The 17,961-nt window shown below is 70.1% G+C and carries 16 protein-coding genes and 1 riboswitch; of the genes, 9 read left to right on the top strand and 7 right to left on the bottom strand.

From position 1 onward, the window contains the following. Positions 1-124: 124 nt before the first annotated feature. Positions 125-1,591 carry a sensor histidine kinase gene (locus ACFC1X_RS25780; protein ID WP_376357548.1) on the bottom strand — a complete coding sequence of 489 codons (1,467 nt, stop codon included), beginning with the start codon at positions 1,589-1,591 and terminating at the stop codon, positions 125-127. Between the two features lie 362 nt (positions 1,592-1,953). Next, positions 1,954-2,655, bottom strand: a complete 702-nt coding sequence (locus tag ACFC1X_RS25775) for a TetR/AcrR family transcriptional regulator (RefSeq protein ID WP_376357388.1) — start codon at positions 2,653-2,655, stop codon at positions 1,954-1,956. 98 nt (positions 2,656-2,753) lie between these two features. Here ACFC1X_RS25775 and ACFC1X_RS25770 point away from each other — a divergent pair, with 98 nt between their 5' ends. Next, positions 2,754-3,506, top strand: a complete 753-nt coding sequence (locus tag ACFC1X_RS25770) for an SDR family oxidoreductase (protein ID WP_376357387.1) — start codon at positions 2,754-2,756, stop codon at positions 3,504-3,506. Positions 3,507-3,626: 120 nt separating this feature from the next. Further along, complete coding sequence (nagB, locus tag ACFC1X_RS25765) at positions 3,627-4,412, top strand: glucosamine-6-phosphate deaminase (RefSeq protein WP_376357385.1); 786 nt, start codon at positions 3,627-3,629, stop codon at positions 4,410-4,412. Positions 4,413-4,489: 77 nt separating this feature from the next. Here the strand turns inward: nagB and ACFC1X_RS25760 are convergent, their stop codons facing one another. The 4 genes from ACFC1X_RS25760 to ACFC1X_RS25745 form a co-directional block, all read right to left on the bottom strand. After that, a complete protein-coding gene (locus ACFC1X_RS25760) occupies positions 4,490-5,980 on the bottom strand; it encodes a glycoside hydrolase family 3 protein (protein WP_376357383.1) in 1,491 nt (496 codons plus the stop codon). Between the two features lie 9 nt (positions 5,981-5,989). After that, entirely contained in the window at positions 5,990-6,820 is an 831-nt protein-coding gene (locus ACFC1X_RS25755; RefSeq protein ID WP_376357381.1) for a carbohydrate ABC transporter permease, read from the bottom strand. Continuing rightward, positions 6,817-7,803 (bottom strand): carbohydrate ABC transporter permease, encoded by a 987-nt coding sequence (locus ACFC1X_RS25750; RefSeq protein ID WP_376357379.1) that lies wholly within the window; start codon positions 7,801-7,803, stop codon positions 6,817-6,819. The genes ACFC1X_RS25755 and ACFC1X_RS25750 overlap by 4 nt, the downstream gene beginning before the upstream one ends. A 97-nt stretch (positions 7,804-7,900) precedes the next feature. Beyond that, on the bottom strand, positions 7,901-9,178 hold the full coding sequence (locus tag ACFC1X_RS25745) for an extracellular solute-binding protein (protein WP_376357377.1): 1,278 nt from the start codon (positions 9,176-9,178) through the stop codon (positions 7,901-7,903). Positions 9,179-9,631: 453 nt separating this feature from the next. On the opposite strand from ACFC1X_RS25745, the gene ACFC1X_RS25740 reads away from it, so the two are divergent. The 6 genes from ACFC1X_RS25740 to ACFC1X_RS25715 all read left to right on the top strand — a co-directional run bounded on the left by ACFC1X_RS25740 (position 9,632) and on the right by ACFC1X_RS25715 (position 16,740). Continuing rightward, entirely contained in the window at positions 9,632-10,396 is a 765-nt protein-coding gene (locus ACFC1X_RS25740) for a GntR family transcriptional regulator (RefSeq protein WP_003973740.1), read from the top strand. A 146-nt stretch (positions 10,397-10,542) separates the two neighbouring features. Then, on the top strand, positions 10,543-10,800 hold the full coding sequence (locus ACFC1X_RS25735; protein ID WP_376357375.1) for a DUF3311 domain-containing protein: 258 nt from the start codon (positions 10,543-10,545) through the stop codon (positions 10,798-10,800). Further along, on the top strand, positions 10,797-12,407 hold the full coding sequence (gene mctP / locus ACFC1X_RS25730; RefSeq protein WP_376357373.1) for a monocarboxylate uptake permease MctP: 1,611 nt from the start codon (positions 10,797-10,799) through the stop codon (positions 12,405-12,407). The genes ACFC1X_RS25735 and mctP overlap by 4 nt, the downstream gene beginning before the upstream one ends. A 73-nt stretch (positions 12,408-12,480) precedes the next feature. Then, positions 12,481-12,987 (top strand): GNAT family N-acetyltransferase, encoded by a 507-nt coding sequence (locus ACFC1X_RS25725; RefSeq protein WP_376357371.1) that lies wholly within the window; start codon positions 12,481-12,483, stop codon positions 12,985-12,987. Positions 12,988-13,034: 47 nt separating this feature from the next. After that, a riboswitch (cobalamin riboswitch) is annotated at positions 13,035-13,197 on the top strand. Positions 13,198-13,321: 124 nt separating this feature from the next. Further along, the gene (locus tag ACFC1X_RS25720; RefSeq protein ID WP_376357369.1) at positions 13,322-15,727 is read left to right on the top strand and encodes a ribonucleoside-diphosphate reductase subunit alpha; all 2,406 of its coding nucleotides are present in this window, start codon (positions 13,322-13,324) and stop codon (positions 15,725-15,727) included. Further along, a complete protein-coding gene (locus tag ACFC1X_RS25715) occupies positions 15,727-16,740 on the top strand; it encodes a ribonucleotide-diphosphate reductase subunit beta (protein WP_376357368.1) in 1,014 nt (337 codons plus the stop codon). The genes ACFC1X_RS25720 and ACFC1X_RS25715 overlap by 1 nt, the downstream gene beginning before the upstream one ends. Here ACFC1X_RS25715 and ACFC1X_RS25710 read toward each other — a convergent pair. Continuing rightward, positions 16,653-16,898, bottom strand: a complete 246-nt coding sequence (locus tag ACFC1X_RS25710; RefSeq protein ID WP_376357366.1) for a hypothetical protein — start codon at positions 16,896-16,898, stop codon at positions 16,653-16,655. The two genes, ACFC1X_RS25715 and ACFC1X_RS25710, sit on opposite strands and share 88 nt — an antisense overlap. A 92-nt stretch (positions 16,899-16,990) precedes the next feature. Between ACFC1X_RS25710 and ACFC1X_RS25705 the strand changes: the two genes are divergently transcribed. After that, the gene (locus tag ACFC1X_RS25705; protein WP_376357364.1) at positions 16,991-17,959 is read left to right on the top strand and encodes a GlxA family transcriptional regulator; all 969 of its coding nucleotides are present in this window, start codon (positions 16,991-16,993) and stop codon (positions 17,957-17,959) included. Positions 17,960-17,961 lie beyond the last annotated feature (2 nt).

Raw genomic sequence — 17,961 nt, 5'->3', positions numbered from 1 at the left:
CCCGCTCCCGAGCCGCAGCGCGCAGTACCCCCGATGCGATCGCACGAGCACTGGCCTCGGACCTTCACCGGTCCGGGGCTTTTTGCTGTCCGAGGACCCGGCGCCCCCGTGTGCTACTTCGCCGCTACTTCGCCGCGGGCACGGGAATGTCCAGGATGACCTGAGTGCCGCGCTCCGGGGCCGGGACCATGTCGAAGGTGCCGCCCAGTTCGCCCTCCACCAGGGTGCGGACGATCTGCAGGCCGAGGTTGCCCGAGCGGTGCGGGTCGAAGTCGGCGGGCAGACCCACGCCGTCGTCCTGGACGGTGACCCGGAGCCGGGCCTCCTTCGTCGTACCGCCGCGGACCGCGGAGACCTCGACCGTCCCGGTGTCGCCCTCCCGGAAGCCGTGTTCGAGGGCGTTCTGCAGCACCTCGGTCAGCACCATCGAGAGCGGGGTCGCGACCTCGGCGTCCAGGATGCCGAAGCGTCCGGTGCGCCGGCCGGTCACCTTGCCCGGCGAGATCTCCGCCACCATCGCCAGCACCCGGTCGGCGATCTCGTCGAACTCCACCCGCTCGTCCAGGTTCTGGGACAGCGTCTCGTGCACGATCGCGATCGAACCGACGCGACGCACGGCCTCCTCCAGCGCCTCGCGGCCCCGGTCGGACTCGATGCGCCGGGCCTGCAGGCGCAGCAGGGCGGCCACCGTCTGGAGGTTGTTCTTCACCCGGTGGTGGATCTCCCGGATGGTGGCGTCCTTGGTGATCAACTCGCGTTCGCGGCGGCGCAGTTCCGTGACGTCGCGCAGCAGTACGAGTGAACCGATGCGTGTTCCCTTGGGCTTGAGCGGGATGGCCCGGAACTGGATGACCCCGTCGTGCGCCTCGATCTCGAACTCGCGCGGCGCCCAGCCGCTGGCCACCTTGGCCAGTGCCTCGTCCACCGGCCCGCGGGACGGGGCGAGTTCGGCGGTGGTCCGGCCCAGGTGATGGCCGACCAGGTCGGCTGCGAGACCCATGCGGTGGTAGGCCGACAGCGCGTTCGGGGAGGCGTACTGGACGATGCCGTCCGCGTCGAGCCGGATCAGGCCGTCGCCGACGCGGGGCGAGGCGTCCATGTCGACCTGCTGGTTCTCGAACGGGAAGGCGCCGGCCGCGATCATCTGTGCGAGGTCCGAGGCGCTCTGCAGGTACGTCAGTTCCAGGCGGCTCGGGGTGCGCACGGTGAGCAGGTTGGTGTTGCGGGCGATGACGCCCAGGACGCGCCCCTGACGGCGTACCGGGATGGACTCGACCCGGACCGGGACCTCCTCGCGCCACTCCGGGTCGCCCTCGCGCACGATCCGGCCCTCGTCCAGGGCGGCGTCCAGCATGGGGCGCCGGCCGCGCGGGACGAGGTGGCCGACCATGTCGTCCTGGTAGGAGGTGGGGCCGGTGTTGGGCCGCATCTGGGCGACGGAGACGTACCGGGTGCCGTCCAGGGTGGGGACCCACAGGACCAGGTCGGCGAAGGAGAGGTCGGAGAGGAGCTGCCACTCCGAGACCAGCAGGTGGAGCCACTCGAGGTCGGAGTCGTCGAGCGCGGTGTGCTGGCGTACGAGTTCGTTCATGGAGGGCACGGGGCTGAGCGTACCTGGCGGTACACCCGCGGGCCGCGGCGCCTGGGAGGGACCCTCAACCCTCCCGGCACCGCAGCCCGGAGCAACATCGGCCGTGGGGTGTGCGGTCCCGGTCGGCCGAAGGATGAGGAGCCGGGGCAGTCAGGGCAGAGAGCTCCGGTTCCTCGGTCCGCCCTCCTGTGCGGGGAAGGCGGAAGCCTGACGATCACTTCGCGTGTATGACACGCTCAGCGTCTCGTCACCATTCTGGACTAGACCACTAAGCGTGTCCATGCGGTGGACCGTGTTTGTTCTTGCGCGATCCGCCTGTTTCCAGGCGTCCGCGCACCCGCCAGCAGCCTAACCCTGTTGGCTCACCCGCGGGGCCAGACCGCCAGGGCAATTTCCACCAGCGCCTCCAGCTCCGTCCGGCTCGCGCCGTCGCGCGCCTGTTGGGACATGCCCTGGATCATCGCGCCGGCGTGCCGGGCCAGGGCGGCGGCGTCGGTGCCCGGCGGCAGTACGCCCGCGGCCACGTCGGCCGAGATCCGGTTCTCGATCGCGGCGATGTTGGCGTTGCGCCGTTCCCGCAGGGACTCCTCCACCTCAGGGGTCGAGCAGTTGGCGGCGGCGTGGACGACGAGGCAGCCGTGCGGCCGGCCGGGGACCGTGTACTCGTCGGCGGCCTCGCGCAGCATCCTTTCTATCCCCGCACGGGCGGTCGGCTCCTCGGCGAGCGCGCGGTCACCGAAGGAGCCGTACCGCACGCCGTATTCCTGGACGACCTCCTCGAAGAGCGAGCGCTTGTCGCCGAAAGCCCTGTAGAGGCTCGGGGCGCCGATGTCCATGACCCGCGTGAGGTCGGAGACGGAGGTGGCCTCGTAGCCGCGCTCCCAGAAGGTCATGAGGGCCGCCTCCAAGGCCGTCGCGCGATCGAAGGAGCGAGGGCGTCCGCGGCCCCTGCCGGTGGCGGCCCGAGCCGGGGCCCCGGACCGCACGCCCTTCCCGCCCCGCTCGCCGCCCGGCCCCTCGCCCTGCCCGTCACCGCTCTCGCCGCCGCGCTCCCTGCTCACCATGGAGTGGATTTTATAGCGAGCACTAGAGAAATGTCGCCGGACTGCTGTACGGTCATTTTTGTAGCGACCGCTATTCAAATGCGAAGGGGGGCGCCGCCATGGGCGCGCTTGCGGGCAGGACGGCTCTCGTCACGGGAGCGAGCAGGGGCATCGGACGCGGGATCGCCGAGCGGCTGGGGCGTGACGGCGCCCGGGTCGCGGTGCACTACGGGAGGAACGAGGGGGCGGCGAAGGACACGGCGGCCGCGATCGAGGCGGCGGGCGGCTCGGCGTTCACGGTCGGGGCCGACCTGCGCTCCCCCGGGGCCGCCGAGGCGCTGTGGGAGGAGTTCGACCGGCACGCCGACGGACTGGACATCCTGGTGAACAACGCGGGGATCGGCAGCACGCATCCGATCGCGGAGATAGCTGAGGAGGAGTACGACGCGGTCTTCGCGGTCAATGTGAAGGCGCCGTTCTTCCTGCTCAAGCACGGCCTGGGGCGACTGCGCGACGGAGGCAGGGTCATCAACGTCTCCTCGGGGCTGGCCCGCACCGCCGTGATGCCGGACAACGTGGCCTACGCGATGACGAAGGGCGCGCTGGACGTGCTCTCGCGCGACCTCTCCAAGGTGCTGGGCGCCCGAGGTATCACGGTGAACTCGGTGGCCCCCGGCATCATCGACACGGACAACACGGCCGAGTTTCTGCACGGCAGCGCGGAGGGCTGGGACCGGGCGGCGGCTCTCTCCGCGCTGGGCGGGGTGGGGACGCCGTCGGAGGTGGCCGACGTGGTGGCGTTCCTCGCCTCACACGGGGGCCGGTGGGTCACCGGAAGCTGGGTCGACGCGACGGGAGGTTCCCTGACGTGACGCCTCCGTCCGGCTGACCGTTTCGACGCGCTCGCGGGGCCCTGCTCTGTTAGATTGGTCTAAACCACATAGCCAGTCCCGGACCCCGGGTGAGTCCTCTCTTCGAAACGGCAGGCCAGCGTGGAAGTTGTCATCGTTCCCGATGCCAAGGCGGGCGGCGAACTCATAGCCGAGGCCATGGCGCAGCTGCTCCGGTGCAAGCCCGACGCCCTGCTCGGGGTGGCCACCGGTTCCACGCCGCTGCCCGTGTACGAGGCACTGGCGGCCAAGGTGCGCTCGGGTGCCGTGGACACCGCGCGGGCGCGGATCGCCCAGCTCGACGAGTACGTGGGGCTGCCGGCGGAGCACCCGGAGTCGTACCGCTCGGTGCTGCGGCGCGAGGTGCTCGAACCGCTCGGGATCGGCATGGACGCGTTCACGGGCCCCGACGGCACGGCCGCGGACGTCCAGGCGGCGGGCGAGGAGTACGACCGGGCGCTGAGCGGGGCCGGCGGGGTCGACCTCCAGCTGCTGGGCATCGGCACCGACGGACACATCGGCTTCAACGAACCGTGCTCCTCGCTGGCCTCCCGGACCAGGATCAAGACGCTCACCGAGCAGACCCGCGTCGACAACGCGCGCTTCTTCGACGGTGACATCGAGCAGGTGCCGCACCACGTGATCACGCAGGGCATCGGCACCATCCTGGAGGCGCGGCACGTGGTGCTGCTCGCCACCGGTGAGGGCAAGGCGGACGCGGTCGCCGCGAGCGTCGAGGGCCCGGTCGCGGCCGTGTGCCCGGCCTCCGCGCTGCAGCTGCACCCGCACGCCACGGTCGTCGTCGACGAGGCCGCCGCTGCCAAGCTGAAGCTCGCCGACTACTTCCGGCACACCTACGCCCACAAGCCGGACTGGCAGGGCATCTGACGCGAAGACGCGAAGACGAGGGCGCCGGAACCCGTGCGGGGTTCCGGCGCCCTCGTCGTGCTCGTGACGGGCCTTCGTCAGGCGCCCGCCAGGGCCTCCGCCGCCGCCCGGCCGCAGACGCGGGCCGCGCCGTGGGTGGCCAGGTGGAGGGAGCCGCGGGGTTCGGCCCGGGGGACGCCCATCTCGACGACGACCGTGTCGGGCCGGGCCGCCAGCAGGGTGTCGAGGGCCGCCGCCATCCAGGGGTGGCGGTGCTCGTCGCGGACCACGGCGACGACGCGGCGGGTGCCCGCCGCGGCCAGCGCCTCGTGCCCGGCGTCGGGTCCGGTGAAGCTGCCGGTCTCCGTGCCCGGGAGCAGGCGGCGGAGTTCGGCGGCGACGCCCCAGGGGGTCTCGTCGCCGACCGCGATGTTCGCGACCGGGGTGAAGGCGGCCACGAACGGCGGCGCGGTGAGCGGGCCGAAGCCCTCGGTGGCGGTGACGCGCAGGGCACGGCGGGCCGCGCGCAGGCCCACCTCCTCGTCGGGGGCACCGGCCGTGCGGGCGTCCGGGCGGTTCGCCGCGGTCCAGCGGGACAGGGCGCGGACCCGGTCGGCCGCGTCGGCCAGCCGCTCCTCGGGCAGCTCGCCCGAGCGGACGGCCTCGACCAGGGCGTCGGACAGCCGCCGCACGGTGTCCTCGTCGCACAGGCCGCCGCCCACGCAGATCGCGTCGGCGCCCGCCGCGATGGCCAGGGCGCTGCCGCGTTCGATGCCGTAGGTGCCGGAGATGGCCCGCATCTCGATGCCGTCGGTGACGATGAGGCCGTCGTAGCCCAGCTCACCGCGGAGCAGGTCCGTCAGGATGCGGCGGGACAGCGTGGCCGGGCGGTCCGGGTCCAGGGCCGGGGCAAGGATGTGGGCGCTCATCACCGCGCGGCTGCCGGCGGCGATGGCCGCGCGGAACGGGACCAGGTCGCGTTCGGCCAGCACCGCGGCGTCCACGTCGATGCGCGGCACGGCGTGGTGGGAGTCGATGCCGGTGTCCCCGTGCCCGGGGAAGTGCTTGGTGCAGGTGGCGACGCCCGCCGACTGCATGCCGGTGACGTAGGCGGCGGTGTGCCGGGCGACCAGGTCGGTGCCGGCGCCGAAGGAGCGTACGCCGATGACCGGGTTGTCGGGGTTGGAGTTCACGTCGGCCGACGGGGCCCAGTTGAAGTTGACGCCGCAGTCCGCGAGCCGGCGGCCCAGTTCGGCGGCGACCTCGCGGGTGAGGCCCACGTCGTCCACCGCGCCGAGGGCGTGGTTGCCGGGGAAGGAGGAGCCGGTGCGGACCTCGAGGCGGGTGACGTCGCCGCCCTCCTCGTCGATGGCGACCAGCACGTCCTCGCGTTCGGCGCGGAGCTGTGCGGTCAGGGCCGCCACCTGGTCGGGCGTCCTGACGTTCCGCCCGAACAGGGCGACGGAGGCCAGCCCCTCCCCGAGGCGGCGCAGCAGCCAGTCGGGGGCGGTGGTGCCGGAGAAGCCGGGCTGCAGAACGGTGAGCGCGTTCTGGGTGAGTGTGTCGGTGCCGCTGGCGATGGTCGTCATCGGGTGGCGTTATCCCTTCACGGCGCCGGCGGTCAGGCCGCTGACGGCCTTGCGCTGGAGGAAGACGAAGAGGATCAGGATCGGGATGGCGAAGAGGGACGACGCGGCCATGGTCGCACCCCAGTCGTCGCCGAACTGGGTCTGGAAGCTGGACAGCCACAGCGGCAGCGTCTTGGCCTCGGTGTCCTTGTTGAGCACCAGGACCAGCGCGAACTCGTTCCACGCGGTGATGAACCCGAACAGCGAGGTGGACATGAGTCCCGGCGCGAGCAGCGGCAGGATGACCCGGCGGAACGCCTGGACGCGGGTGCAGCCGTCGACCATCGCGGACTCCTCCAGCTCCCTGGGCACCGCGGCGACGAAGCCGCGCAGCGTCAGGATGGTGAAGGGCAGGATCATCATCATGTAGAAGAGCGTGAGCGGCACGAGGCTGTTGAGCATCGACGCGTCCCGCACGATCATGTACATCGCGATGATCATGACTTCCCAGGGCGCCATCTGGGCCAGCATGAAGCCGATGATGAAGCCGCGCCGCCCCTTGAACCGCATCCGCGCCAGGGCGAAGGACCCGGCCAGCGCGATGATCAGGGAGAAGACGACCGCGAGGATGGTCACGGTCAGCGAGTTGGTGACGTACGTCCAGAAGTGGTCGGCGCTCGTCGCGGTCTCGAAGTGGTCGAAGGTGATGTCGGTCGGGACCCAGACCGGGTTGTCCGCGAGGATGTCGCCCCTCGGCTTGAGTGCCGTGGCGAACATCCAGTACACGGGGAAGACGAAGCCGATGAACAGGACGACGGCCGTGGCGTTGGGCCACAGGCGGCCGAAGAGCGAGCGCTTCACAGCTCGTCCTCCTCTTGCTTGAGCACGATCCTGAGGTAGTAGGCGGTCAGACCGAGCAGGATCAGGATGGTCAGGACGGCGATCGCCGCGCCCATGCCGTAGTGCTGGTTGCCGACGCCCTCGACGTACGCGTAGACGGGCAGGATCTCGGTGAGCCGGTCCGGGCCGCCCTCGTTGAAGGTGTAGACCTGCACGAACGCCTTGAAGACCCAGATGATCTCCAGGAAGGTCGTCGCGTAGAGGAAGGGCCGCAGGAACGGCATGGTGACCGTGGTGAAGCTCCGCCAGCCGCCGGCGCCGTCGAGGGACGCGGCCTCGTAGAGCTCGCCCGGGATGGTGGTGGTCGCCGCGTACAGGTTGATGGCGACGAACGGGATGGACATCCACACGATCAGCGTGGTGACGACGAAGAACGTCGACATCTGGCTGCTGGTCCAGCTGTAGTCGGCCATGGAGTGCCAGCCGAGCTTGTCAAGGACCCAGTTGACGACGCCGAAGCGCGTGGCGAACAGCCACTGGTAGACGGTGGTGGCGGCCACCACCGGCATCGCCCAGGCCAGCACCAGGCCGCTCAGCAGGAGGAACCGCATCCGCCTGCCGAGGCGGGCGAGCAGCAGACCGATCAGGGTGCCGAGCACCATGATCAGGGCGACGTTGGCCGCCGTGAAGAGGATCGAGCGGAGCGTGACCCGCCAGAACTGCTCGCTGGTGAGCGTCTCCTTGTAGTTCTCGACGCCGTTCCACTCGGTGACGTGCTGGATCAGCTGCGCCATGTTGAGGTTCTGGAACGACAGCAGGACGTCCTTCAGCAGCGGCCAGCCGAGCAGCAGCACGGAGGCCGCGCAGGCGGGCAGCAGCAACAGGTACGGGGCGAGGGCGCCGGCGCGCGACGCGGCTCTCGTTCTCGGTCCGCCGGATGCCCCGCCGTCCGCCTTGCGGACGTCCGCCGGGCCCGAGGGCGGCCGTTCGGTCTGCACGGTCATGCTCGCGTTCTCTCTTCTCGACCTGTGTACGTCGACCCGCGTACGGTCGCCGGGGCGGGAGCCGTCGTCCGGCCACTCCGCCCCGGCACACCCGGTGTTACTGCTGCTGCGACAGGCGCTTGTTGAACTCTTCCTCGACCTGCTTGGCCGCCTCGGCGGGGGCCTTGCCGTTCAGCACGGCGGTCATGTAGGTCTTGATCGGGTTGGGCGCGTTCTCGACCGCGGCCCACTCCGGGATCAGCGGCGTGGTGCCACCGCCCGCGGCGGCCGGCGCGGCGGCCTCGGCGGCGACGTTGCCCTTCAGGTTGGTCTGGAGCGAGTCCTTGTTCGGGATGACGCCGTTGGCCTTGGCCAGCGCGCCCTCGAACTCGTCGGACAGCGTGACCTTCAGGAACTCCTTGGCCAGCTCCTGCTTCTTGCTGCCCGCGGCGACGGCCAGGTTGGAGCCGCCGAGGAAGACACCCTCGGGCTTGGCGGCCGTCTCACCCGGGATGGTGAAGTAGCCGATGTCCTTCTCGATCTTCGGGTTGGTCTCGATCGCGATGCCGGCTTCCCAGCCCATGCCGATGAAGGCGCCGACGTCACCCTTGGCGAAGACCTCGCCCTGCTGCGGGGTGGCCTCGTCCTTGTCCTTGGGCGCCTCGGAGAGGGACTGGAACTTCTTGTAGGTCTCCATGGCCGCGGTGATCTTCGGGTCGGCCAGGTTGGAGACGTACTTGTCGCCGTCCTTCTTGACCAGTTCGGCGCCCTCGCCGATCGCGAGGCCGACGAAGTGGTACCAGTTCTGGCCCGGCAGGTAGATCGGCTCGGCGTCGGTCTTCTCACCGATCGTCTTGAGGTCGGCGTAGAACTCGTCGCGGGTCTTGGGCAGTTCCTTGATGCCCGCGTCCGCCCAGACCTTCTTGTTGTAGACCACCACGCGGTTGACCACGAACCACGGGGCGGCGTACTGCTTGCCGTCGAAGACGGCGGACTCGTTCAGGGACTCGGACCAGTCCGTGCCGATCGAGCTCTTCAGGTCGGCCAGGTCGGCGAGACCGCCGGTCTTCGCGTAGGCCGGCGTCTGGGTGTTGCCGATCTCGAAGACGTCCGGCGGGTTCTCCTCGGACAGGGCGGTCGTCAGCTTCTGCTGAATCCCGTTCCACGTCTGGACCTCGAACTTGACCTTCGCCTTCGTCTTCTTCTCGAAGGCGGCCGCCACGTCCTTCTGCCACTGGTCCGGCGAAGACCCGTCCATCACCCACACGGTGAGCGTCTCGCCGGCGTAGCCGTCCGCCCCGGCCTTCTTGCCGTCGTCGCCGCTGTCGCCCCCGCACGCCGCGATCGAGACCATCATGCCCGCGATACCGATCGCGGCTATCAGCTTGCGCTTCACGCCACCCTCCTCAGGGATGCCACAAAACCCCCCTGCCTCCCCGCGGTTGCTCGTCGACGCGGACCGCCCATGGGGCCGGGACCTGGACCAATGGTGTAGACCAGTACGGGGAGCTTGGCCCAGACCAATAGGGCTGTCAAGGGTGTTCAACCACGCTCCCCGGGTCCGTGATGCGACCGAGATATGCAGGGACCTTTCATTGCGCAAGCCCCAGATCGGGCGGACCGGGACCGGGTGTACCACCACCCGCCGAACGACGTGCCGGTACGGCCCCGAACGCGCGTACCAGCGACGTCCGACCCCGCTGTGGACTAGACCAAGGGGGGTCCCGGGGGTATACAGAAGGGATCACGGAGCGTGCGGGGCCATCCCGGCACGAAGCCGTGCCACGATGTGAGCCGTGACCGACAGGAATGCCGGTCACTTCGGCACCCGGAGCCGGGAAGGCAGAGCATGAGCACCGACGTCAGCAGTGCGGAGAACGAGGGTGGGGCGACCGTCCGTACCGCGCGCGTGCCCAAGTACTACCGTCTGAAGAAGCATCTGCTCGACATGACCCGGACACAGACACCGGGCACGCCGGTCCCGCCGGAGCGCACGCTGGCCGCCGAGTTCGACACCTCGCGCACCACCGTGCGCCAGGCCCTCCAGGAGCTGGTGGTGGAGGGCCGCCTGGAACGCATCCAGGGCAAGGGCACCTTCGTCGCCAAGCCCAAGGTGTCGCAGGCGCTGCAACTCACCTCCTACACCGAGGACATGCGCGCCCAGGGCCTCGAACCCACCTCGCAGCTGCTGGACATCGGCTACATCACCGCCGACGACCGGCTCGCCGGACTGCTGGACATCACGGCCGGCGGACGGGTGCTGCGCATCGAGCGGCTGCGGATGGCCAACGGCGAGCCGATGGCCATCGAGACCACCCACCTGTCGGCGAAGCGCTTCCCCGCGCTGCGCCGGTCCCTGGTGAAGTACACGTCCCTGTACACCGCGCTCGCCGAGGTGTACGACGTCCATCTCGCCGAGGCCGAGGAGACCATCGAGACCTCGCTGGCCACCCCGCGCGAGGCCGGCCTGCTCGGCACCGACGTGGGCCTGCCGATGCTGATGCTCTCCCGGCACTCCCAGGACCGCACCGGCCAGCCGGTGGAATGGGTGCGCTCGGTGTACCGGGGCGACCGCTACAAGTTCGTGGCCCGCCTGAAGCGCCCCCAGGACTAGCGCAAACCGGGCAAAACATACCGCTCCCGACCGCGAAGTTGCAGTTGAGGACCGATATGCGGACGAGGGCTTCCGCTGTCTTGACGCCGTCACCTACATTTCGTGCGCACTGCACGAGGTGATCAGCGAGGGGACGGAGCCACCGCATGTCACAAGCCCCGGAAGTGAGCAGAGGCCCGGTGGTGACGCCTGTGCGCGTCATCATCGGCCTCTGCCTAGTCGCACCGTTCGTCGCCATGCTCTGGGTCGGTTCGTACGCGAAGACGGACCCGGTCTTCATCGGCATACCGTTCTTCTACTGGTACCAAATGGCGTGGGTGCTCATCTCCACCGTCCTCACGGTGATCGCGTACCAGCTGTGGCAGCGTGACCAGCGCGCCCGCCGGAAAGGCGGGGCCAAGTGAACGACGGCGTGAACGGCGTCGCGCTCGGCGTCTTCATCTTCTTCTTCATCCTCGTCACCGCCATGGGCTTCCTGGCCGCCCGCTGGCGCCGGGCCGCGAACGAGCAGAGCCTCGACGAGTGGGGCCTCGGCGGCCGCTCGTTCGGCACCTGGGTCACCTGGTTCCTGCTCGGCGGCGACCTGTACACCGCGTACACCTTCGTGGCGGTCCCGGCGGCGATCTACGCGGCGGGCGCGGCGGGCTTCTTCGCGGTGCCGTACACGATCCTGGTCTACCCGCTGATCTTCACCTTCCTGCCGCGCCTGTGGTCGGTCTCCCACAAGCACGGGTACGTGACGACCTCGGACTTCGTGCGCGGCCGGTTCGGCTCGAAGGGGCTGTCGCTGGCGGTCGCCGTCACCGGCATCCTGGCCACGATGCCGTACATCGCGCTCCAGCTGGTCGGCATCCAGGCCGTGCTCGACGTGATGGGCGTCGGCGGCGGCGAGGACACCAACTGGTTCATCAAGGACCTGCCGCTGCTGATCGCCTTCGGTGTGCTGGCCGCGTACACCTACTCGTCGGGTCTGCGCGCGCCCGCGCTGATCGCGTTCGTGAAGGACACGCTGATCTACATCGTGATCGCGGTGGCGATCATCTACATCCCGATCAAGCTCGGCGGGTTCGACGACATCTTCGCCGCGGCGGGCGACAAGTTCACCGAGTCGGGCAAGGGCGGGCTGGTGCCGGACCACGGCGGCCAGTGGACGTACGCCACCCTGGCCCTCGGTTCGGCGCTGGCGCTGTTCATGTACCCGCACTCGATCACCGCCACGCTGTCCTCGCGCAGCCGTGAGGTGATCCGGCGCAACACCACGATCCTGCCGCTGTACTCGCTGATGCTGGGCCTGCTCGCGCTGCTGGGCTTCATGGCGATCGCGGCGGGCGTCAAGGTGGAGAACGGGCAGCTGGCGATCCCGCAGCTGTTCGAGAACATGTTCCCGGACTGGTTCGCGGGCGTGGCCTTCGCGGCGATCGGCATCGGCGCGCTGGTGCCGGCGGCGATCATGTCGATCGCGGCGGCGAACCTCTTCACCCGCAACATCTACAAGGACTTCATCAAGCCGGACGCCACCCCGGCCCAGGAGACCAAGGTCTCCAAGCTGGTGTCGCTGCTGGTGAAGGTGGGTGCGCTGGTCTTCGTCCTGGGCATGGACAAGACGGTCGCGATCAACTTCCAGCTGCTCGGCGGCATCTGGATCCTGCAGACCTTCCCGGCGCTGGTCGGCGGCCTGTTCACCCGCTGGTTCCACCGCTGGGCGCTGCTCGGCGGCTGGGCGGTCGGCATGATCTACGGCACGGTCGCCGCGTACGGTGTGGCCTCGCCGACGCAGAAGCACTTCGGCGGCTCCTCCGACGAGATCCCCGGCATCGGCGAGATCGGCTACATCGGTCTCACCGCCTTCGTGCTGAACATCGTGGTCACCGTGGTCCTGACCTTCGTCCTGCGGGCGGTCAAGGCACCCGACGGCGTCGACGAGACCAAGCCGAGCGACTACACGGCGGACGCGGGCGACCCGGGCGTCGAGGTCGAACTGCCGCCGGCCACGGCGGGCACCTCGCACTAGGGCCTTCCTCGTCAGCGGGCCGTCGGAGAAATCCGGCGGCCCGTTGTCGTACCCGTCGGGCACACTCGGCGGCATGGACTTCGTGATCCGGCGGGCGGCGGCCGAGGAGTACGACACCCTCGGTGAGATCACCGCACAGGCCTACCTGCGCGACGGCCTCCTCGACTTCGGGGAGGACGACGCGTACCTCCACGAGCTGCGCGCCGTGGCCAAGCGGGCGGCGGCCGCCGAGGTGCTGGTCGCCGCGGCGGACGGCGGAGTGCTCGGCGGCGTGACCTTCGTCCCCTCCGGCGGGCCCATGGCGGACATCGCCCGGCCCGGTGAGGCCGAGATACGCATGCTCGCCGTCGCCCGCGAGGCACGCGGACGCGGGGCCGGCGAGGCGCTCGTACGGGCCTGCGTCGACCGCGCCCGGTCCGTGGAGGGCTGCACACGCGTCGTGCTGTCCACCCAGGGCACCATGCGCACCGCCCACCGCCTCTACGCGCGCCTGGGCTTCACCCGCACACCGGACCGCGACTGGAACCCCCTGCCGGAGCTGGACGACATCACTCTCCTCACCTATGAACTGACGCTCTGACACCACCCCGACACACTGGCGGACACAACATCTGGGGGTGCTGGCGGAGCCCGGCACAAGATGTATGCTCGTGCTCGCTGTCGCCGCAGGGGAATCCGGTGTGAATCCGGAACTGTCCCGCAACGGTGTACATGCGTGTATCCGTACGTTCTCGGACGTACGTGCACGCGTGCCTCAGTCCGAGGACCTGCCGACAGTGCGCCCCGGCCTCCCGGCCCGGGTGCCATGACGTCCGGGCCTCGTGGAGTGGGCCGGTGGACGCGACGCCGCGTGCGCTCGTGTGCTGCCCCCTGCCCTCCGCCAGGCCCCGTGCCGAGCGAGGGAGTGCCCCCACGTGACCATCGCGCCAGCCGATCCGGCCACAGCGACCCCGGTGACGACTTCAGCGATGCCGGTGACCGAGGAGTCCGACGGACCCGGTGCCGCCCTGCTGCGGACCCTGACCGCTCTGACCGCCGACCTCCCCGACGCCGACCCCGGCCGGGTCGCCGCCGCCGCGCTGCGCGGCCGGTCCGCCCACGCGGACGAGGCCGAGCTGCGCGAGCTGGCCACGGAGGCGGCCGCCGGTCTCATCTCCGAGGACCCGGTCTACTCCCGCCTTGCCGCCCGGCTGCTGACCATCGGCATCCGCGCGGAGGCCGCCTCCCAGGGCGTCACGTCCTTCACCGAGTCGGTCGCCACCGGCCACCGCGAGGGCCTGATCGCCGACCGCACCGCCGAGTTCGTACGGCTGCACGCGGACCGGCTGGACGCGACGATCGACCGGGCCGCCGACGACCGCTTCGGCTACTTCGGGCTGCGCACCCTGCACAGCCGCTACCTGCTGCGGCACCCGATCACCCGCAAGGTCGTCGAGACGCCCCAGCACTTCATGCTGCGGGTGGCCGCCGGCCTCGCCGAGGACACTGTGTCCAATTCAGAGACGGGCGCCCACTCCGTGGAAGAGGTCTCCGCCCTCTACGGCCTGATGAGCCGCCTCGACTACCTGCCCTCCTCCCCCACCCTGTTCAACTCGGGCACCCGGCACGCCCAGATGTCGTCCTGCTACCTCCTCGACTCCCCCAAGGACGAGCTGGACTCCCTCTACGACCGCCTCCACCAGGTCGCCCGGCTCTCCAAGCACGCCGGCGGCATCGGCATCGCCTACTCCCGCGTCCGCTCCCGGGGTTCGCTGATCCGAGGCACCAACGGGCACTCCAACGGCATCGTCCCGTTCCTGAAGACGCTGGACGCCTCGGTGGCGGCCGTGAACCAGGGCGGCCGGCGCAAGGGCGCGGCGGCGGTCTACCTGGAGACCTGGCACGCGGACATCGAGGAGTTCCTGGAGCTGCGGGACAACACCGGCGAGGACGCCCGCCGCACGCACAACCTCAACCTGGCGCACTGGATCCCGGACGAGTTCATGCGCCGCGTGGACGCCGACGGCCAGTGGTCGCTGTTCTCGCCCGCCGACGTGCCCGAGCTGACCGACCTGTACGGCGCGGAGTTCGACGCGGCCTACCGCAAGGCCGAGGCGGCCGGGCTCGCCCGCAGGACCCTGCCCGCCCGTGAGCTGTACGGCCGCATGATGCGCACCCTCGCGCAGACCGGCAACGGCTGGATGACCTTCAAGGACACCGCCAACCGCACCGCCAACCAGACGGCCGAGCCGGGCAACGTCATCCACTCCTCCAACCTCTGCACGGAGATCCTGGAGGTCACGGACGACGGCGAGACGGCGGTCTGCAACCTGGGCTCGGTCAACCTCGGCGCCTTCGTCGACGTGGCCAAGGGCGACATCGACTGGGAGCGGCTGGACGCCACCGTCCGCACGGCCGTCACCTTCCTGGACCGGGTCGTCGACATCAACTTCTACCCGACCGAGCAGGCGGGCCGCTCCAACGCCCGCTGGCGCCCGGTGGGCCTGGGTGCGATGGGCCTCCAGGACGTCTTCTTCCAGCTGCGCCTGCCCTTCGACTCGCCCGAGGCGAGGGCCCTGTCCACCCGCATCGCCGAGCGGATCATGCTCGCCGCGTACGAGACGTCCACCGACCTCGCCGAGCGCAACGGCCCGCTGCCTGCCTGGGAGAAGACCCGTACCGCCCGGGGCGTGCTGCACCCCGACCACTACGGCGTCGAGACCACCTGGCCGGAGCGCTGGGCGGCGCTGCGCGAGCGCATGGCCTCCACCGGGCTGCGCAACTCCCTGCTGCTCGCCATCGCGCCGACCGCCACCATCGCCTCCATCGCGGGCGTCTACGAGTGCATCGAGCCGCAGGTGTCCAACCTGTTCAAGCGCGAGACGCTGTCCGGCGAGTTCCTCCAGGTCAACTCGTACCTGGTGGACGAGCTCAAGCGGCTCGGCGTGTGGGACGCCCGCACCCGCGAGGCGCTGCGCGAGGCCAACGGCTCGGTCCAGGAGTTCACCTGGATCCCCGCGGACGTCCGCGCGCTGTACCGCACCGCCTGGGAGATCCCGCAGCGCGGCCTGATCGACATGGCCGCCGCCCGCACCCCGTACCTCGACCAGGCCCAGTCGCTGAACCTGTTCCTGGAGACGCCGACCATCGGGAAGCTCTCCTCGATGTACGCGTACGCCTGGAAGCAGGGCCTGAAGACCACGTACTACCTGCGTTCGCGCCCGGCGACCCGGATCGCCCGCGCCGCCGGCCGGGCCACCGTCCCCGCCCAGGCCACCCCCGACCCCGAAGCGGTCGCCTGCTCCCTTGAGAACCCCGAGTCCTGCGAGGCCTGCCAGTAATGAGCGACACCACCAAGAACCTGCTCGACCCGGGCTTCGAGCTGACCCTGCGCCCCATGCGCTACCCGGACTTCTACGAGCGCTACCGGGACGCCATCAAGAACACCTGGCACGTGGAGGAGGTCGACCTCCACTCGGACGTCGCCGACCTCGCGAAGCTCAGCCCCGAGGAGCAGCACCTGATCGGGCGGCTGGTGGCCTTCTTCGCCACCGGTGACTCGATCGTGGCGAACAACCTGGTGCTGACCCTCTACAAGCACATCAACTCCCCCGAGGCGCGCCTGTACCTGTCGCGGCAACTGTTCGAGGAGGCCGTCCACGTCCAGTTCTATCTGACGCTGCTGGACACCTACCTGCCCGACCCGGAGGACCGCAACGCGGCCTTCGCGGCCGTGGAGAACATCCCGTCCATCCGCGAGAAGGCGGAGTTCTGCTTCCGGTGGATGGACTCGGTCGAGTCGATCGACCGCCTGGAGAGCCAGGCCGACCGCCGCCGTTTCCTGCTGAACCTCATCTGCTTCGCCGCCTGCATCGAGGGCCTGTTCTTCTACGGCGCCTTCGCGTACGTCTACTGGTTCCGCAGCCGGGGTCTGCTGCACGGTCTGGCCACCGGCACCAACTGGGTGTTCCGGGACGAGACGATGCACATGTCCTTCGCCTTCGACGTGGTCGACACCGTGCGCAAGGAGGAGCCGGAGCTGTTCGACGAGCGGCTCGAGCAGCAGGTCACCGACATGCTGCGGGAGGCCGTCGAGGCCGAGCTGCAGTTCGCGCGCGACCTGTGCGGTGACGGCCTCCCGGGCATGAACACCGACTCGATGCGGGAGTACCTGGAGTGCGTCGCCGACCAGCGCCTGACGCGCCTGGGCTTCGCCCCCGTGTACGGCTCGGAGAACCCCTTCTCCTTCATGGAGCTGCAGGGTGTTCAGGAGCTGACCAACTTCTTCGAGCGGCGTCCCTCGGCGTACCAGGTGGCGGTGGAGGGCACCGTCGACCTGGACGAGGACTTCTGAGTCACCTCCTCTCCCCTCCTCCCCTCCTGGGCCTCCCTGAGCTGACGGTCGACGCGCCGGTCGCGCACGATGCCGATCACCGAGGGGAGGACCATGAGGACCAGGAGTCCGAAGGTCACGAGCATTCCGATCAGGGCTTCGATCTGGTTTCCGTTCATGACACCACTGTCGCGCCGGATGCTCCTTACCGGGAGTGGCAGGACTGCCGTAGGGCCTCGATTTCCTGCCACTTCCGGGGCACACTGGGGGCATGCTCGAAAACGTGGCCGCCGTGCTGCTCGACGGTGTGCATCCCTTCGAACTCGGCGTGGTCTGCGAGGTCTTCGGCATCGACCGGAGCGACGAGGGCCTGCCGGGGTACGACTTCGCGGTGGTCTCCGCGGAGGGCCCCGCGCTCGGCACCCATGTCGGCGGACTGACCGTCTCCACGCCGTACGGTCTCGACCGGCTGGACGAGGCGGACCTGATCGCCGTGCCGGCCGGGAGCGACTTCGTGCGCCGGGAGTACCCGCCCGAGCTGCTTGACGCCCTGCGGCAGGCGGTGGACCGGGGCACACGCGTCCTGAGCGTGTGTTCCGGGGTCTTCGTGCTGGGCGCCGCCGGGCTGCTGGACGGACGGCGGTGCGCGGTGCACTGGCACCACGCGGCCGAGCTGAGCCGCCAGTACCCGCGGGCCGTCGTCGCGCCCGACGTGCTCTACGTCGACGAGGACCCGGTGATCACCTCCGCCGGCACCGCGGCCGGGATCGACGCCTGCCTGCACATCGTGCGCAAGGAACAGGGACCTGAGGTCGCCAACCGGATCGCCCGGCGCATGGTGGTGCCGCCGCACCGGGACGGCGGACAGGCGCAGTACATCGAACGCCCGCTGCCGCGCTCCTCCTGCGACACCGTCGGCGAGGTGCTGGCCTGGATGGAGCAGCACCTCGACGAGGAGGTCACCGTCGAGCAGCTCGCGGCCCGGGCGCACATGTCCCCGCGCACCTTCGCCCGCCGCTTCCAGCAGGAGACGGGCACGACTCCCTACCGCTGGATCCTGCGCCAGCGCGTGCTGCTGGCCCAGCGGCTGCTTGAGGCGACGGACGAGACGATGGACACGATCGCCTGGCGCACCGGTTTCGGTACGGCGGCGGCCCTCAGGCACCAGTTCGTCAGGGCCCTGGACACCACCCCGCACGCCTACCGGCGCACCTTCCGGGGCCCGGAGGCCGCCGCCTGAGC

The organism is Streptomyces sp. NPDC056128 (genome assembly GCF_042263835.1).
Taxonomy (GTDB): Bacteria; Actinomycetota; Actinomycetes; order Streptomycetales; family Streptomycetaceae; genus Streptomyces.
This window is presented reverse-complemented; position numbering and strand designations above follow the sequence as displayed.

What these genes read in the sequence shown, in the direction of transcription:
- ACFC1X_RS25780 (WP_376357548.1), bottom strand. Translation starts at nt 1,591, where the DNA reads ATGAACGAACTCGTACGCCAGCACACCGCGCTCGACGACTCCGACCTC.
- ACFC1X_RS25775 (WP_376357388.1), bottom strand. Translation starts at nt 2,655, where the DNA reads ATGGTGAGCAGGGAGCGCGGCGGCGAGAGCGGTGACGGGCAGGGCGAG.
- ACFC1X_RS25770 (WP_376357387.1), top strand. Translation starts at nt 2,754, where the DNA reads ATGGGCGCGCTTGCGGGCAGGACGGCTCTCGTCACGGGAGCGAGCAGG.
- ACFC1X_RS25760 (WP_376357383.1), bottom strand. Translation starts at nt 5,980, where the DNA reads ATGACGACCATCGCCAGCGGCACCGACACACTCACCCAGAACGCGCTC.
- ACFC1X_RS25750 (WP_376357379.1), bottom strand. Translation starts at nt 7,803, where the DNA reads ATGACCGTGCAGACCGAACGGCCGCCCTCGGGCCCGGCGGACGTCCGC.
- ACFC1X_RS25740 (WP_003973740.1), top strand. Translation starts at nt 9,632, where the DNA reads ATGAGCACCGACGTCAGCAGTGCGGAGAACGAGGGTGGGGCGACCGTC.
- ACFC1X_RS25735 (WP_376357375.1), top strand. Translation starts at nt 10,543, where the DNA reads ATGTCACAAGCCCCGGAAGTGAGCAGAGGCCCGGTGGTGACGCCTGTG.
- ACFC1X_RS25725 (WP_376357371.1), top strand. Translation starts at nt 12,481, where the DNA reads ATGGACTTCGTGATCCGGCGGGCGGCGGCCGAGGAGTACGACACCCTC.
- ACFC1X_RS25715 (WP_376357368.1), top strand. Translation starts at nt 15,727, where the DNA reads ATGAGCGACACCACCAAGAACCTGCTCGACCCGGGCTTCGAGCTGACC.
- ACFC1X_RS25710 (WP_376357366.1), bottom strand. Translation starts at nt 16,898, where the DNA reads ATGAACGGAAACCAGATCGAAGCCCTGATCGGAATGCTCGTGACCTTC.
- ACFC1X_RS25705 (WP_376357364.1), top strand. Translation starts at nt 16,991, where the DNA reads ATGCTCGAAAACGTGGCCGCCGTGCTGCTCGACGGTGTGCATCCCTTC.